This window comes from Comamonas sp. C24C, from assembly GCF_053345995.1.
On sequence record NZ_JBKFBC010000004.1, the window covers coordinates 218,826 to 234,058 of the forward strand.

General features: G+C 61.9%; 15 protein-coding genes. 11 read left to right on the top strand and 4 right to left on the bottom strand.

What is annotated here, in order from left to right; translation table 11 throughout:
- Nucleotides 1-91: 91 nt before the first annotated feature.
- Nucleotides 92-871 carry a 2OG-Fe dioxygenase family protein gene (locus tag ACLBXN_RS09845; protein WP_167001813.1) on the bottom strand — a complete coding sequence of 260 codons (780 nt, stop codon included), beginning with the start codon at nt 869-871 and terminating at the stop codon, nt 92-94.
- A 197-nt stretch (nt 872-1,068) separates the two neighbouring features.
- A complete protein-coding gene (pobA, locus tag ACLBXN_RS09850; RefSeq protein ID WP_211456150.1) occupies nt 1,069-2,244 on the bottom strand; it encodes a 4-hydroxybenzoate 3-monooxygenase in 1,176 nt (391 codons plus the stop codon).
- 180 nt (nt 2,245-2,424) lie between these two features.
- Between pobA and ACLBXN_RS09855 the strand changes: the two genes are divergently transcribed.
- Nucleotides 2,425-3,213: an IclR family transcriptional regulator domain-containing protein gene (locus tag ACLBXN_RS09855; RefSeq protein ID WP_211456149.1), complete on the top strand. Its 789-nt coding sequence runs from the start codon at nt 2,425-2,427 to the stop codon at nt 3,211-3,213.
- Between the two features lie 145 nt (nt 3,214-3,358).
- Here the strand turns inward: ACLBXN_RS09855 and ACLBXN_RS09860 are convergent, their stop codons facing one another.
- Nucleotides 3,359-4,270, bottom strand: a complete 912-nt coding sequence (locus tag ACLBXN_RS09860; RefSeq protein WP_003055493.1) for a LysR family transcriptional regulator — start codon at nt 4,268-4,270, stop codon at nt 3,359-3,361.
- Nucleotides 4,271-4,458: 188 nt separating this feature from the next.
- Here ACLBXN_RS09860 and ACLBXN_RS09865 point away from each other — a divergent pair, with 188 nt between their 5' ends.
- Nucleotides 4,459-5,457, top strand: coding sequence for a Bug family tripartite tricarboxylate transporter substrate binding protein (locus ACLBXN_RS09865; protein ID WP_003055494.1), 999 nt, complete (start codon nt 4,459-4,461; stop codon nt 5,455-5,457).
- A gap of 120 nt (nt 5,458-5,577) precedes the next feature.
- On the opposite strand, the gene ACLBXN_RS09870 is transcribed toward ACLBXN_RS09865, so the two are convergent.
- The gene (locus ACLBXN_RS09870; RefSeq protein ID WP_447611999.1) at nt 5,578-6,909 is read right to left on the bottom strand and encodes an MFS transporter; all 1,332 of its coding nucleotides are present in this window, start codon (nt 6,907-6,909) and stop codon (nt 5,578-5,580) included.
- A gap of 347 nt (nt 6,910-7,256) precedes the next feature.
- Here ACLBXN_RS09870 and cyoA point away from each other — a divergent pair, with 347 nt between their 5' ends.
- From cyoA to ACLBXN_RS09915, 9 genes are all read left to right on the top strand, one after another.
- The gene (cyoA, locus tag ACLBXN_RS09875; protein WP_148729290.1) at nt 7,257-8,312 is read left to right on the top strand and encodes a ubiquinol oxidase subunit II; all 1,056 of its coding nucleotides are present in this window, start codon (nt 7,257-7,259) and stop codon (nt 8,310-8,312) included.
- Nucleotides 8,313-8,374: 62 nt separating this feature from the next.
- Nucleotides 8,375-10,381 (top strand): cytochrome o ubiquinol oxidase subunit I, encoded by a 2,007-nt coding sequence (gene cyoB / locus ACLBXN_RS09880; protein ID WP_003055500.1) that lies wholly within the window; start codon nt 8,375-8,377, stop codon nt 10,379-10,381.
- Entirely contained in the window at nt 10,374-11,006 is a 633-nt protein-coding gene (cyoC, locus tag ACLBXN_RS09885) for a cytochrome o ubiquinol oxidase subunit III (protein WP_003055501.1), read from the top strand. Before cyoB ends, cyoC begins: the two co-directional genes overlap by 8 nt.
- Nucleotides 11,007-11,432, top strand: a complete 426-nt coding sequence (gene cyoD, locus ACLBXN_RS09890; RefSeq protein ID WP_447612000.1) for a cytochrome o ubiquinol oxidase subunit IV — start codon at nt 11,007-11,009, stop codon at nt 11,430-11,432.
- Nucleotides 11,433-11,440: 8 nt separating this feature from the next.
- On the top strand, nt 11,441-12,223 hold the full coding sequence (locus ACLBXN_RS09895) for an SURF1 family protein (RefSeq protein ID WP_447612001.1): 783 nt from the start codon (nt 11,441-11,443) through the stop codon (nt 12,221-12,223).
- A gap of 119 nt (nt 12,224-12,342) precedes the next feature.
- The gene (locus tag ACLBXN_RS09900) at nt 12,343-13,644 is read left to right on the top strand and encodes an ATP-binding protein (RefSeq protein ID WP_343678576.1); all 1,302 of its coding nucleotides are present in this window, start codon (nt 12,343-12,345) and stop codon (nt 13,642-13,644) included.
- A 15-nt stretch (nt 13,645-13,659) separates the two neighbouring features.
- Nucleotides 13,660-14,196: a response regulator transcription factor gene (locus tag ACLBXN_RS09905; RefSeq protein ID WP_003055506.1), complete on the top strand. Its 537-nt coding sequence runs from the start codon at nt 13,660-13,662 to the stop codon at nt 14,194-14,196.
- Between the two features lie 155 nt (nt 14,197-14,351).
- A complete protein-coding gene (locus ACLBXN_RS09910) occupies nt 14,352-14,771 on the top strand; it encodes a polymerase (protein ID WP_447612002.1) in 420 nt (139 codons plus the stop codon).
- 73 nt (nt 14,772-14,844) lie between these two features.
- The gene (locus tag ACLBXN_RS09915) at nt 14,845-15,096 is read left to right on the top strand and encodes a hypothetical protein (RefSeq protein WP_447612003.1); all 252 of its coding nucleotides are present in this window, start codon (nt 14,845-14,847) and stop codon (nt 15,094-15,096) included.
- Nucleotides 15,097-15,233: the final 137 nt, after the last annotated feature.

Genomic DNA, 15,233 nt, shown 5'->3' on the forward strand with positions numbered 1-15,233 from the left:
CGCATCATGCAGTGTCCAGGGCGTCACTTTGATGCATTGAGAACGTTACAGTTTTGCCCAAATTTTCCGAAGCGACGCTCGCCCGAGTCCGTCAGGAAGCCTGAGCCGGCTGCTCCTGAAGCTCGGCGCCCTGGAAGTTGCCACGGCGATAGGTCAGCACCAGCGTGTCGCGCACACCGCCGGGCTCGGCAGGTTGAATCGGCGTGGTCTCATGAATCATGCGTGCGTCGTCGAGCAGCATCACGGACCAGGGCTCGGTCAAGGTAAAGCGCTGGCCATTGGGGCCGGTCGCTTCGAACACGCGGGTCTCGCCCCCTTTGACGCCCTTGCGCCCCACCAGCAACACGGCGACCAGATCGACGCCGTCGCGGTGCGCGCCTTCGGGCGTGGGACGTCCGATGCCGTCCGTGGTGTCGATGCGGAACTGGTGCGCCTCGACAAACCAGCGCTCATGCCGCTCGTCGGTGCAGAACACCTGATCGGCCAGTTGCCCCAGAGCATTGATCATCTCCAGCCATGCCGCGCTCGTCGTCGTGCTGTCCAGCATGGGCTCGAACATGCGCTGCATGCCGCCATGCAGCGCGTTGTATTCCACGGGCTGCCAGTGGGCGCGGTGAGGCACCTGCTGCACCTGATCGCCTTCGCTGACAAAGCAGGAATGGCGGCGGCGGCGATAACGGCCGCCGTCCTTGAGGAAGGCGTCGGGCGGCAGGCCCTGCCAGTCCGCATCCATGGCATGCAGATCGCTCACACTCAGGCCCATCCACTGGGCGAAGTCCTCAGGCTGCAGCACGGCATAGCCGCGCGTGCGCAAGGACAGGGCTGCCTCGGCAGCGGCAATATAGGGAGGGGAAAACATGATGTGCGCCATAAGGTCGGCAAGCTTACTCCTCACAGGCCCTTGCGGCTTGCGCCCCGGCATCAAAATTTACGCAAGGCAGCATCAACCAAATTGCATGGATGAAAAAATGCCTGCATCGCGCACAACAAGGCAGGCAGAGCGCAAGGCGCTGGGATCGAACACCTGGCCTTCATCACCACAGTGACGAAGGCCAGGCGGTCTGGGGCTTAAACCAGAGGCAGACCCACATAGTTCTCGGCCAGCGAGGTCGAGCCGGCCTCGGAGTGGACGATGTAGTCCAGCTCGGCTTCCTGCACCTTGGTGTTGAATTCACCAGCCTCGGGGAAGTTGTGCAGCATGGAGGTCATCCACCAGGAGAAGCGCTCGGCCTTCCAGACCCGACGCAGGCACTGCTCGGAGTAACGATCAATACCGGCTTCGGACTGCTGCTGGTAGTACTCGACAAAGGCTTGCGACAGATAGCCCACGTCAGAAGCCGCCAGGTTCAGGCCCTTGGCACCGGTGGGAGGCACGATGTGGGCGGCGTCGCCGGCCAGGAACATGCGGCCGAAGCGCATGGGCTCGGTCACGAAGCTGCGCAGCGGCGCAATGCTTTTCTCCAGCGAGGGGCCGGTCACCAGATTGGCGCGCGCTTCGGGGTCCAGGCGCTTCTTGAGCTCTTCCCAGAACGCTTCGTCGCTCCAGTCCTCGACCTTGTCGGTCAGCGGTACCTGCAGATAGTAGCGGCTGCGCGTGGCGCTGCGCTGGCTGCACAGGGCAAAGCCGCGTTCGGTGTTGGCATAGATCAGCTCGTGCGACACGGGCGGCGTATCGGAGAGCAGGCCCAGCCAGCCGAAGGGATAGACCTTCTCGAAGGTCTTGATCTTGTCCTGAGGCGCGCTGGCGCGGCAGATGCCGTGAAAGCCGTCGCAACCGGCGATGAAGTCGCATTCGATCTCGTGCACCTGGCCGTCTTTTTCGTAACGCACCTTGGGCTTGTCGCTCTCGAAGTCCACGGGCTGCACGTGGCTGGCCTCGTACACCGTGGTCAGGCCCTCCTGGGCACGCACTTCCATCAGGTCACGGGTGACTTCGGTCTGGCCGTAGACCATCACGCGCTTGCCGCCGGTCAGGCCGTTGAGGTCGATGCGGTGACGCTTGCCCTTGAACAGCAGCTCGATGCCGTCGTGAGGCAGACCTTCCTCATTCATGCGCTTGTCGGCGCCCGCCTGCTTGAGCAGATCCACCGTCACCTGCTCCAGCACGCCGGCGCGGATGCGGCCCAGCACATAGTCGGCGCTGCGCTGCTCGATGATGATGTTGTCGATGCCCGCCTTGTAGAGCAGCTGCCCCAGCAGCAGACCCGAGGGACCGGCACCGATGATGGCGACTTGTGTACGCATGAATATGACTCCTTGTTATGGCTCAAAAACCTGTCGATCGGCGCGCGTGACGACGCCGATTGCGCTGTGCAGCAAGACTAAGTTTTGTGCTGCATCAAGACAAAGGAGAGAATCGATGTTTGCGCGATAATCGCACAATGAGAACGATGATCGCGCAAAACAAGAACGACGGAACCGAGCATGAGTGAACCCGGCACCCCTACCATCGCTGCGGCGGACTTCATTGCCGGCCTGGCCAAGGGCCTGGCCGTGCTCGAGAGCTTCGACACCGAGCGCCAGCGCCTGAACGCCACCATGGCGGCCGAGCGCGCGGGCATCACGCGCGCTGCCGCCAGGCGCCATCTACTCACTCTGGCCTATCTCGGCTATCTGGAGTCCGATGGCAGCTATTTCTGGCTGGCGCCCAAGGTGCTGCGCCTGTCAGGCAGCTATCTGGCCTCGGCCCGGCTGCCGCGCATCGTGCAGCCCGTGCTGCATAGGCTGGCCGCGCAGACCGGGCTGTCCTACTCCTGCGTGGTGCGCGAGGGGCGCGAAGTCGTCATCGTCGCGCGCAGCGCCGTGCATGAAAAGGGCGAGCGGCTGATGGCCCACGGACTGCATCTGGGCACGCGCCTGCCGGCGCATGCCACGTCCACGGGCCGGGTGCTGCTGGCCTCGCTCTCGGGCCCGGAGCTCGACGACTGGCTGGCCACCTATGACCTGCCCAAGCTGACGGCGCACACGGTCTCCGACGGTGCGGCGCTGAAGACCTTGCTCGACGAGGTGCGCCGCCTCGACTACTGCATGGCACTCGAAGAGCATGAACTGGCGATTCAGGCCGTGGCCGTGCCCTTGCGCAATATGCGCGGGCGCACCGTGGCAGCGCTGAATGTGGTGACATCGGCCAAGCGCATGAGCCCGCAAACCATGCAGCAGGAAATACTGCCGCTGCTGCAGGAAGCCGCGAGAACCTTGCGCCCCCAGCTTTGACGCTATTAATATCAAAGCTTATTGCGCTTGCCCTTCATTGATTTCAGGTACAAATAACTTTGAAATCCTTATTAAACAAGCGCAACCAGCTACCCCAACAGGAGCATGAACCAGCAGCGGCCATGCCCCGGAACAGGCCAGTCGTTCAGATATGGCCGCTTTCCACCGAGCAGACCTGCATGCTGAGACGGCGCAGCAACTCGGCCGTGCGGCGCATCAGGGGCGTGGACTTCTTCTTGGCGGGCTGCACCAGGCACAAGGTGCTGACGATATGCGGCGACTTGATGGGCACCTCCACCAGCGATGCATCTGTGGCATGACTGTGCATGGCGCTGTCGGTCAACGCCGCATAGCCATAGCCGCCGCGCACCAGATCCAGAATGGCGGGCACGCTGGAAACCTCCCAGACCACATTGAGCTTGACCTGCGACAGCGTGGCCTGGGCCTCCATCAGCTTGCGGAAAATCTGCCCGTGCTGGGGCATGATCAGCGGGAATTCGGCCAGATGCTCGAACGGAATGCTGGTGCGCCCTGCCAGCGTGCTGGCCGGGCCGATCAGGCACAGACGCTCTTCAAGCACGGGCGAGACCTCGATCTGCGGATGCGGCTCCGGCGTGTAGACCAGACCCAGATCCATGCGCCCCGAGGTCAGCCACTCCGAGATATTCATGGAAAAACCCTCGACCACCGCCAGCCTGGCCTTGGGCATCTCCCGGCTGAAGCCGTCGATCAGGGGCAGGGTCAGGCGCCGCGCCAGACTCGGCGGCAGGCCCACGGTGATGCGCCCGACGGGCTCGTCGCGCTGACTGCCCAGATCCTCCTTGGCCATGGCCACGCGCTGCATGATGGCGTGCCCATGCTCGAGCAGGCGGCGCCCCGCATCGGTCAGCGTCACACCGCGCCCGGTGCGTATCAGCAAGGTCTCGCGCAACTCGGTTTCCAGGGCCCGTACCTGACGGCTGAGCGCCGGCTGGGCGGTGTCCAGCAGTACCGCAGCCTTGCTGAAGCTCCCCACTTCGGCCACCCGAACAAAGGTCTCTATCTGCTGCAGATTCATGCTCACACCTTTCAAAACAAGCTATGCTATTTTGCTATAGCTGCTAGCCTCAGCTAGACCTAGGTGTTTATGCCCCAAGTGACACAATGTAATTAACTGGGCCTGAATATCTAAAAATAACAGCCGACGATATCAACAATGCGTGGTCCACACGCAATTCATCATCGACATCCTTCCAGGGAGACAAAATGACCCATAAGCTCAACATGAGCCGTCGCCAAGCTGCATTCGCACTCGGCGCCATTGCCGCAGCCGTGGCAGCCCCCTCGTTCGCCCAGAGCGACAAGTGGCCCACCAAGTCCTCGCGCATCATCAACCCCTTCCCCGTAGGCGGCGGTCCCGATGGCATCTCGCGCCTGGTGGCCGACAAGCTGGGCCGTGCCTGGGGCCAGCCCGTGGTGGTGGAAAACCGTCCCGGCGGCAACGGCTTCATCGCCATCAACGAATTCAAGCGTGGCGCGACCGACGGCACGGACATGATCCAGCTGGACAATGTCCATATCGCGGCCTACCCCCACCTGTTCAAGAAGCTGCCCTACGACCTGAACAAGGACTTCGACATCCTGATGCCCTTGTTCCGCAACTATTTCTTTGTCTGCGTGCCCGTCAACAGCCCCTACAAGACCATCGGTGACCTGATCGCCGATGCCAAGGCGCATCCCGGCAAGCTGAACTACGGCTCCTGGTCCGTGGGCAACCCCGTGCACCTGGGCTCGGCGCTGCTGGAAAACCAGACCGGCACCAAGATGGAGCACGTGATCTACAAGGAAACCAGCCAGCTGTACCAGGGCGTTGCCAATGGCGAGCTGACCTTTGCCCTGGGCTCTCTGGGCACTGCAGGTCCTCTGGTACGTGGCGGCAAGCTGCGCTTCCTGGCGGTGGCTGCTCCCAGCCGCATTGCCGGCTTCGAGAACGTGCCCACGGTGTCCGAATCGGGTGGCCCCAAGGATTTCGCGGCCATCGGCTGGAACGCCCTGGCCGTGCGCCCCGGCACCCCTGCGGCCGTGGTCGAGAAGATCCGCACCGATGTCCGCCAGGCGCTGACCGGCCAGGACGTGAAGGAAAAGTTCGCTGCCTTCGGCTACGAGTCCTTCAACCCCACGCCTGCCGAATTCAAGGCCTTCATGGCCTCCGAAAGCAAGCGCTTTGGCGAGGTGATCAAGAAGGCCGGTCTGGCTCTGGACTGATCCAGCCCGCCTACCAATGAAAAAGCCGCCTCTTGAAGGCGGCTTTTTCATGCGCTGCAGCATCAGAAAAAACGCCCGATGCGCAGCACCGGGCGTTTTGCAGAGAAGCGAGCAACCTTCTTATTGATCGCGGGCCTCGATGGCACGGTTGATGCCCAGGGCAGCCAGCGTGCACAAGGCGCCAGACAGCAGATAGATACCCAGAGCCACCAGACCGAACTTGGCCGAGACGCCCAGGGCGACCAGTGGAGCGAACGCCGCACCGATGAGCCAGGCCATGTCCGTGGACAGGGCCGCGCCGGTGTAACGATAGCGCGACGAGAAGTTGGAGGTCACCGTGCCCGATGCCTGACCGTAGGAGAGGCCCAGCAGCACAAAGCCCACCAGGATGAACACATTGTTGCCGGTGCTGCCGCTGCCCAGCAGCCAGGGCGCCAGGAAGCTGAAGATACCGATCAGGCAGGCCATAGTGCCCAGGGTGTTGCGGCGACCCACCCGGTCCGCCAGCCAGCCCGACAGCATGATGGCCCCGCCAGCCAGCAGCGCGCCGATGATCTGCACCACCAGCACTTCAGTCATGGACTGATCGGAGTACATGGAGATCCAGGACAGCGGGAACACGGTCACCAAGTGGAACAGCGCAAAGCTGGCCAGTGCGGCGAAAGCACCGATCATCACATTGCGGCCTTCGTTGGCCATGAGACTGGTCACGCTGATGGGCTCCAGCTCACGCTCCTGTAGAAGCTGGGTATAGGACTGCCCCACGACCAGACGCAGGCGGGCAAACAGCGCCACCACGTTGATGGCAAAAGCCACGCAGAAGGGATAGCGCCAGCCATAGCTCATGAACTCGTCCGCCGACAGGCTGGAGTACAGATAGGCAAACAGCGCTGCCGCAATGATGAAGCCCAGCGGCGCCCCGAGCTGGCCGATCATCGAGTACCAGCCGCGCTTGTTCGGCGGTGCGGACATGGCCAGCAGCGAGGGCAAGCCGTCCCAGGAGCCGCCCAGCGCCAGGCCCTGGCCGATGCGCAGGACCACCAGCGCCCAGACGGCCTTCATGCCGGCGACCTCATAGCTGGGCAAAAAGGTCATGCCCACCGTGCAGACGCCCAGCAGGAGCAGCGCCAATGTCAGTTTGGTGGCACGCCCCCAGACCCGCTGCACGGCCATCGACAGCGCCGTGCCTACAGGGCGGGCCACGAAGGCCAGCGAGAAGATGGCAAACGCGGCCAGCGTGCCGTCGAGCTTGGACAGATAGGGAAACAGCAGCGAGGGAAACACCAGCACGCAGGCGATGCCGAACACGAAGAAGTCAAAGTACTCGGAAGAGCGCCCTATGATCACGCCCACCGCGATCTCGCCAGGGGTCACATCCTCATCGGTTTCCGCATAGGCCAGGGTTTCCGAGTTCTCATAGTCTTGCTGAGTAAGACCAACGGACGGGTTCATGCTTGTCATAAAGGTACAACTCCTTGTCTTACTTTTCAGTCCCGGGGACGCTTTCCGTTCTACGCCCAAGCATGTGCAGCTGCAATAGAGTTTTTGCCCTGAACCCTGTCAGCCCAGCCCTCGGCAGAGGGGGCCTGATGGGGCAAATTTGACAATTTCAAGCCCTGTCAGCGCAAAGTTTGCGCGCCTTTAAAAGGCGCTAAACCCTTGTCGCATAGCGTATTTTCAAGACCAGGCCCTTGACCTTGGACAAAATGTCCAATGGACAACCCCCGGTTTGGTATTACATTTGCCGAGATCCAGTAATCCGCGTTTACACCTAAGCGCGACTTTGTCACGCCTAAAGCATGTTAAAAATCAAGGAAATCCGTGGGCCCGCGTGGCTCTCAGCGGCCGCTTTGACCGCAACCCTCGCCGGTTGCAGCAAGGCCGTCGTCCTCAACCCAGCTGGCGATGTCGCCAAGCAGCAAGGCGATCTGGTCATTACGGCCACTTTGCTGATGTTGCTCATCATCGTCCCCGTCATCTTTTTGACGCTGCTGTTTGCCTGGAAATACCGCCAGTCCAACACCGAAGCCAAGTACGACCCCGAATGGCACCACTCCACTGCGCTGGAGCTGGTGATCTGGACGGTTCCCCTGCTCATCATCATCGCTTTGGGCGCCATTACCTGGATCAGCACCCACAAGCTCGACCCCTATCGTCCTCTGGACCGCATCTCCTCCACCAAGGCGCTGGACCCCAACGTCAAGCCCCTGGAGATTCAGGTCGTGTCCCTGGACTGGAAGTGGCTGTTCTTCTACCCCGAGCAAGGCATCGCCACCGTCAACGAAGTGGCTGCCCCGGTGGACCGCCCCATCCGCTTCAAGCTGACCTCCACCAACACCATGAACGCGTTCTACGTTCCTGATCTGGCCGGCATGATCTACACCATGCCCGGCATGCAGACCGAACTGAATGCCGTGATCAACAAGCCCGGTGTCTATGGCGGCAAGTCCTCCCATTACAGCGGCGCTGGCTTTGCCGGCATGACCTTCAAGTTCCACGGTCTGGAAAACCAGCAGTTCGACCAGTGGGTGGCCCAGGCCAAGAGCGAAGGCAAGACCCTGACGCGCGACGCCTACCTCGACCTGGCCAAGCCCAGCGAGCGCAACCCCGTTGAACGCTTCGCCAGCGTGGACGAAGGCCTGTACAACAAGGTCCTCAACCGCTGCGTGGAAGACGGCAAGATGTGCATGAACGAAATGATGGCCATCGACGCTGCCGGCGGCAAGCCACCTGCACACCACGGCAAGACCTCCAGCGTGACCCTGCCCCTGGATGTCTGCACTTCCAAAGACGCTGACCGCGTTGTCGCCCTGCTCGACGAAGTCGCCGCCTCCGGAGCTGTCGCACAGCAATAAGTAGTTCACGGTGCGGATGCGCTCACCGCTCAGCCGCTCCAATACGACAAAAGAGACTCAACATGTCTGAAACAACAACCCCGGCCTCCCACTGGCTGTTGGGCCGTATCACATGGGACCAGATTCCCATGACGCATGAGCCCATCGTGCTCTTGACCTTTATTGCCGTGGTGCTTGGTGGCCTCGTCGTGGTCGGCGGCATCACCAAGTTCCGCCTCTGGGCTCCGCTGTGGAACGACTGGATCACCTCCATCGACCACAAGAAGATCGGCATCATGTACATGATCCTCGGTCTGGTCATGTTCCTGCGCGGCTTTGCCGATGCCGTGATGATGCGTCTGCAGCAGTCCATGGCCTTCGGCGACAACATGGGCTACCTGCCTCCTCACCACTACGACCAGATCTTCACGGCCCACGGCGTGATCATGATCTTCTTCGTGGCGATGCCCTTCGTGACCGGCCTGATGAACTACCTGGTTCCTCTGCAGATCGGCGCACGTGACGTGTCCTTCCCGTTCCTGAACAACTTCAGCTTCTGGATGACCACTGGCGGCGCCGTGCTGGTGATGATCTCCCTGTTCCTGGGCGAGTTCTCCACCTCCGGCTGGCTGGCACTGTCCAATCTGGGGCACCAGAGCGGCAGCACGGGTCTTGATTACTACATCTGGGGCCTGCAGGTCGCCGGTGTGGGCACGACCTTGTCAGGTATCAACCTGATCGTGACCATCATCAAGATGCGCGCTCCCGGCATGAACCTGATGAAGATGCCCGTCTTCACCTGGACTGCCCTGTGCACCAACGCCCTGATCGTGGCCTCCTTCCCCGTGCTGACCGCAGCCCTGGTGCTGATGTCGCTGGACCGCTACGTCGGCACCAACTTCTTCACGAACGAGCTGGGCGGCAACCCCATGCTGTACGTGAACCTGATCTGGATCTGGGGCCACCCCGAGGTCTACATCCTGATCCTGCCCTGCTTCGGCGTGTTCTCCGAAATCGTGGCAACGTTCAGCCGCAAGCGTCTGTTCGGCTACACCTCGATGGTTTACGCCACCGTGTGTATCACCATCTTGTCCTACCTGGTGTGGCTGCACCACTTCTTCACCATGGGCTCGGGTGCCAGCGTGAATACCTTCTTCGGTATCACCACGATGATCATCTCCATCCCCACGGGCGCGAAGATCTTCAACTGGCTGTTCACCATGTACCGCGGCCGCATCCGCTTCTCGGTGCCCATGCTGTGGACGGTGGGCTTCATGGTCACCTTCGCCATCGGCGGCATGACCGGCGTGCTGCTGGCCGTGCCTCCCGCAGACTTCGTGCTGCACAACTCGCTGTTCCTGATCGCCCACTTTCACAACGTGATCATCGGCGGCGTGGTGTTTGCCGTGTTTGCCGGTATCAACTACTGGTTCCCCAAGGCTTTCGGCTTCCGACTCAACGAGTTCTGGGGCAAGGCTTCGTTCTGGTTCTGGCTGGTCGGCTTCTGGGTTGCCTTCACTCCCCTGTACATCCTGGGTCTGATGGGCGTGACTCGCCGTGCCAACCACTTTGACGATCCCTCTCTGCAGATCTGGTTCATCATCGCTGCCTGCGGTGCAGCCCTGATCGCTGCCGGTATCGGCTGCTTCTTCATCCAGCTGGCCGTGTCCATCTGGAAGCGCGACGAGCTGCGTGACGTGACCGGCGACCCATGGGAAGGCCGTACTCTGGAATGGGCCACTTCCTCGCCCCCTCCCCAGTACAACTTCGCCTTCACCCCCGTGGTGCACGACATCGACGCCTGGACCGACATGAAGAAGCATGGCTATCAGCGTCCGCTGAGCGGCTTCGAGCCCATCCACATGCCCGCCAATACCGGCGCTGGCGTGGTGATTGCCGGCCTGTCCACCGTTCTGGGCTTTGCTCTGATCTGGCATATGTGGCCTCTGACGATCGCTTCGTTCGTCGCGACCATCCTGGCTTCGATCATTCATACCTTCAACTACAAGCGTGACTACTACATCCCTGCGGCCGAAGTGGCCACAACGGAAGAAGCACGTACCAAGCAGCTTGCAGCAGCCCATGTCTAATACACATATCAACGCTGGCGGCGCAGCCGCCCTGGCTACTCGCGAGTACCACCTCGCGCACGAGCCCCATCCGGAAAACGGCACCTCGCTGGGCTTCTGGCTCTACCTGATGAGCGACTGCCTGATCTTTGCCGCACTGTTCGCCACCTATGGCGTGCTGGGCCGCAGCTATGCAGGTGGCCCCTCGGGCAAGGATCTGTTCGATCTGTCGCTGGTGGCCGTCAACACGGCTTTCCTGCTGATGTCGTCCATCACCTTCGGCTTTGCCATGCTGCAAAAGCAGAAGAAGAACGTGAACGGCACTCTGCTGTGGCTGGCCGTCACCGGTCTGCTGGGCGCGGCCTTCCTGGCCGTGGAACTCTATGAGTTCCACCACCTGATCCATCAGGGTGCGACGCCTCAGAGCAGCGCCTTCCTGTCGTCCTTCTTCACGCTGGTGGGTACCCACGGTATCCACGTGACCTTCGGTCTGGTCTGGCTGATCACCCTGATGATCCAGATCAAGAAGCACGGCCTGATCAACGAGAACGTGCGCCGTATCAACTGCCTGTCCATGTTCTGGCACTTCTTGGACGTGGTCTGGATCGGTGTGTTCACCTTTGTGTATCTGATGGGGGTGCTGTAAATGAGCGCACACGATATCCACGCCGGTCATGACGATCACCACGATCACGACGACCTGCACGTCACCATGGGCGACTATGTGAAGGGCTTCATCCTGGCCGTCATCCTGACAGCCATCCCCTTCTACCTGGTCATGAACAACGTCATCACCGACCGCACCACGGCCGTGGCCGTGCTGGGCCTGTTCGCGGTGGTCCAGGTGCTCGTGCACATGGTGTACTTCCTGCACATGAACGGCAAGATCCAGGGCGGCTGGACCATGCTGTCCACCATCTTCACGGTGATCTTCCTGGCGATTGCGATCTCCGGCACGCTTTGGGTCATGTTCCACATGAACACCAACATGATGCCCGGTCATGAAATGCACCAGGCCGCAGGCCATGCAGATCACTCAGGTCACACGGCTCCCGCAGCTGTCACACCTTGACTGACCTCATGAAGAACCAGAGCGCTGCGCGGCAGCGCTCTCCCTTCGCCAAGGCGATGCTCGCGTTTGTGGGCATCGCCTTGTTTTTAGGGTTCATGGCTCTGGGCACCTGGCAGGTGCAGCGCCGCGCCTGGAAGCTTGACCTCATCGAGCGCGTGGAGCAGCGCGTGCACAGCGCCCCCGTAGCGGTTCCCGAGCCCGGCCAGTGGCCGCAGATCAATGCGGCCAGCCACGAATACCTGCCCGTCAAGGCGCAGGGCCAATGGCTGGACAAGCAAAGCGTGCTGGCCAAGGCCTTGACCGAGGCCGGCGCGGGCTTCTGGCTCATGACGCCGCTACAGCTGGCCGATGGCACACAGATTCTGGTCAACCGCGGCTTCACGCCCGAGAAGCTGCGCAGCCAATGGCTCAAGCAGATTGCCGAAGCCGGCCCGTCTACCGAGACCGTCACCGTCATCGGCCTGATGCGCATGAGCGAGCCCGGCGGCGGCTTTCTGCGCAAGAACGATCCCGCCAACGACCAGTGGTACTCGCGCGATGTCGCCGCCATCGCCCAGGCCCAGGGCCTGAGTAGGCCCGCCCCCTACTTCATAGACCAGGGCGTGCCCGCCAGCAACCCGGCCTATGCCAAGGCAGAGGCCGGCACCGAAGTCCTGCGCCCCGGCATGACGGTCATCCGCTTTCCGAACAGCCACCTGGTCTATGCCCTGACCTGGTATGGGCTGGCCATCATGGTGATCGGAGCTGCCTGGCTGGTACGCCGGCATGACAAGGCAGTTGCCAAAAGCTGATGCCTCCCTGAAAAGCGCTCCCCGGAGCGCTTTTTTTCGGCCCGCTCAAACTGTTCCTACATCAGCAACGCATAGCCCCAGAGGCGTCCGTGGCAGCCGCGCTCGGTGACAATTGCGCGGTGAGCCAAATTTCCGATTCCCTGTTTCGCGTACAGCGCCTGACCGAGCGGCAGAACATGCAGCTGCTGATTCAGCTGCGCTGGATTGCCGTGGTCGGCCAGGTCGTCACCATCTCGCTGGTGCACTACGGCTTTCAGATTGCCCTGCCCCTGCTGCCCATGGCGCTGGTGCTCGTGGCCCTGGTGGCCACCAACCTGGCCTATATCTACTGGAGCCAGGGCCTGCACCGGCCCGTGACCTCGCGCAGCGTCTTCTATGCGCTGCTGGCCGATGTGCTGGCCCTGACCATTCAGCTGTACCTGAGCGGCGGCGCCAGCAATCCCTTTATCTATCTGTATCTGCTGCAGGGCATTCTGAGTGCCGTGCTGCTGCCCGCCCACTACACCTGGTGCGTGGTCGCAGCCTCCTTTGTCGGCGTCATGGGCCTGACCCTGTTTCACCAGCCCCTGCATGTGCAGTTCGTGAGCCAGGAAGGCTTGCCCAGCCTCTACGTGGTGGGTGTGCTCATCAGCTTTGCACTGACCAGCATCCTGACCATCGTCTTTCTGACCCGCATCGTCGAGAACACGCGCCGCCGCGACAAACGCATCTCCAATATGCGCCAGCGCGCCAGCGAGGAAGAGCACATCGTGCGCCTGGGCCTGCTGGCCACCGGCGCGGCCCACGAGCTGGGCACGCCCATGGCCACCATGTCCGTGATCCTGGGCGACTGGCAGCATATGCCGGCACTCATGCGGGACGAGGATCTGCGCGAGGACCTGCAGGAAATGCAGCGCCAGCTGCTGCGCTGCAAGTCCATCGTCTCGGGCGTGCTGCTGTCGGCCGGCGAGACCCGGGCCGAAGGCACGGAAAGCACCACCTTTGCCAGCTTTGTGCAGGGCGTGGTCAGCCACTGGCAGGCCCACAACAGCCTGCAGCACTTTGCGCTGCACCAGCAGGGCGTGAAGGACTTCGCCATGCTCTCGGATACTGCATTGCAGCAAATGATTTGCAATTTGCTGGACAATGCCCTCGAAGCCTCGCCCGACTGGGTGGAGCTAACCCTGAGCAGCGATCACGACCAGATACGCATCCAGGTGCGCGACCATGGTCCGGGCTTCGATGCCGCCGTGCTGCAGCAGTTGGGCCAGTGCCATGTCTCCACCAAGCAGGAGCGTCCCGGTCGCGGTCTGGGCCTGTTTCTTGTCACCAACGTGGCCCGCGCCCTGGGCGGCCGCGTTCATGCCGGCAATCTGCCGGCTCAGCAAGGCGGAGGCGCTCTGGTGGAGGTCAGCCTGCCCCAGTCCGCTCTCGCGATTTAAGACATTGTTGTTTGCATGGAAGAAGACCGTTTACTGCTGCTGGTTGAAGATGACGCGGCATTTGCACGCACGCTCAAGCGCTCGTTCGAGCGCCGGGGCTACCGCGTGCTGCATGCCACCAGCGGCGAAGAAGTGCAGCTGCTGCTGACCCAGCACCGGCCGCAATATGCGGTCATGGACCTGAAGCTGGCCGGCAATGCCTCGGGCCTGAACTGCGTGCAGATGCTGCATCTGCACAACCCCGACGCGCTGATCGTCGTGCTCACCGGCTACGCCAGCATTGCCACGGCCGTGGAAGCCGTCAAGCTCGGCGCCTGCCACTACCTGGCCAAACCCTCGAACACCGACGATATCGAAGCTGCCTTCGGCCGCATCGAGGGCCGCACCGATGTGGAAGTCAGCAGCCAGACCACCTCCATCAAGACGCTGGAGTGGGAGCATATTCACGAGACCCTGGCCGAGTCCGGCTTCAATATCTCCGAGGCCGCACGCCGCCTGGGCATGCACCGGCGCACGCTGGCACGCAAGCTGGAAAAGCGCCAGGTCAAGTGACCGGCATCAAGCAAGACAGCAATGTTGATAGCTGCTTGCGCTCTTCAGCATTGCCTTTCAAATACAAAAGTATCTGAAATCGTTATGCAGCAAGCAATAGCAGCTCCTTTTTTCATTGACTTCGCGGCGGAGTCCCCGCGCACCGGCAGGCGTCCATGAAGCAGCAGCAACCCCGACTCATGGGAGCCACCGGCCTCGCTCTGCTGGTTCTGTCCTATGCGATGGCCCTGCCCTGGCTCGTGCGCGGCGAAGCCGTGCATCTGGTGCCCTTTCTCTGCGCCCTGATCTTTGGCTGCTGCCTGATCCGCCCTCTCAGTGTCGCCTTCCAGCGCGCGCCAGTGCCTGCCCGGGCGGCAGCGCTGCTCTTCCTGGCCCTGATCGCAGCAGCCGTCGCCTTCATCGTGGCCGGCGGACATGGCCAGCGCCTGCTTGCGCATATGCGGACCCTGCCACTGTGGCAGGTGAACCACCTCTTCTTTCTGTTTTTTGCCCTGCTGCCGCTGAGCAAGGGCATCATCGTCGCCGCGCTCAATTTCGTCAGCATGGTCGCGCGCGGTACCGCAGGCAAGCCTTAGGCAGGCGCCGGATCCAGCACCGTCTTCTCGCAGCAGCCCGCCACCATCTATAGTGGCAACGGAGATGCACATCATGAAAACCCTGGGCCGACTTGTTCTCTCTGCCTTTCTGGCACTGCTTGCCAGCCTCGCCGTGGCGGCGCTTTTTCTGCCGTTTCACAGCATCTTTCTGCCGCCCGACGGGGTCAGCTGCCTGAATGAGGGCATCTCGGGGTGCATGCGCGCCCTGGAGATAAGCCTGCTGGTCTACGGCCCCTTGTTCTGCATCGTCGGCGTTCTGATCGGCACACCGGTCTTCATGCTGCTTCTGTACCTGCGCGACTGATCAGGCAGCGCTGCCCCGGCGTTCATGCAGGGCCCTGTCACGGGCCGCGGGACAAAAGAAGGCAAATCCTGGCCGGGCGCGCAATAAAAAACCGGCGGTGTCTCCACTGCCGGTTTTTTGTTTTCAGCACCCCTCAT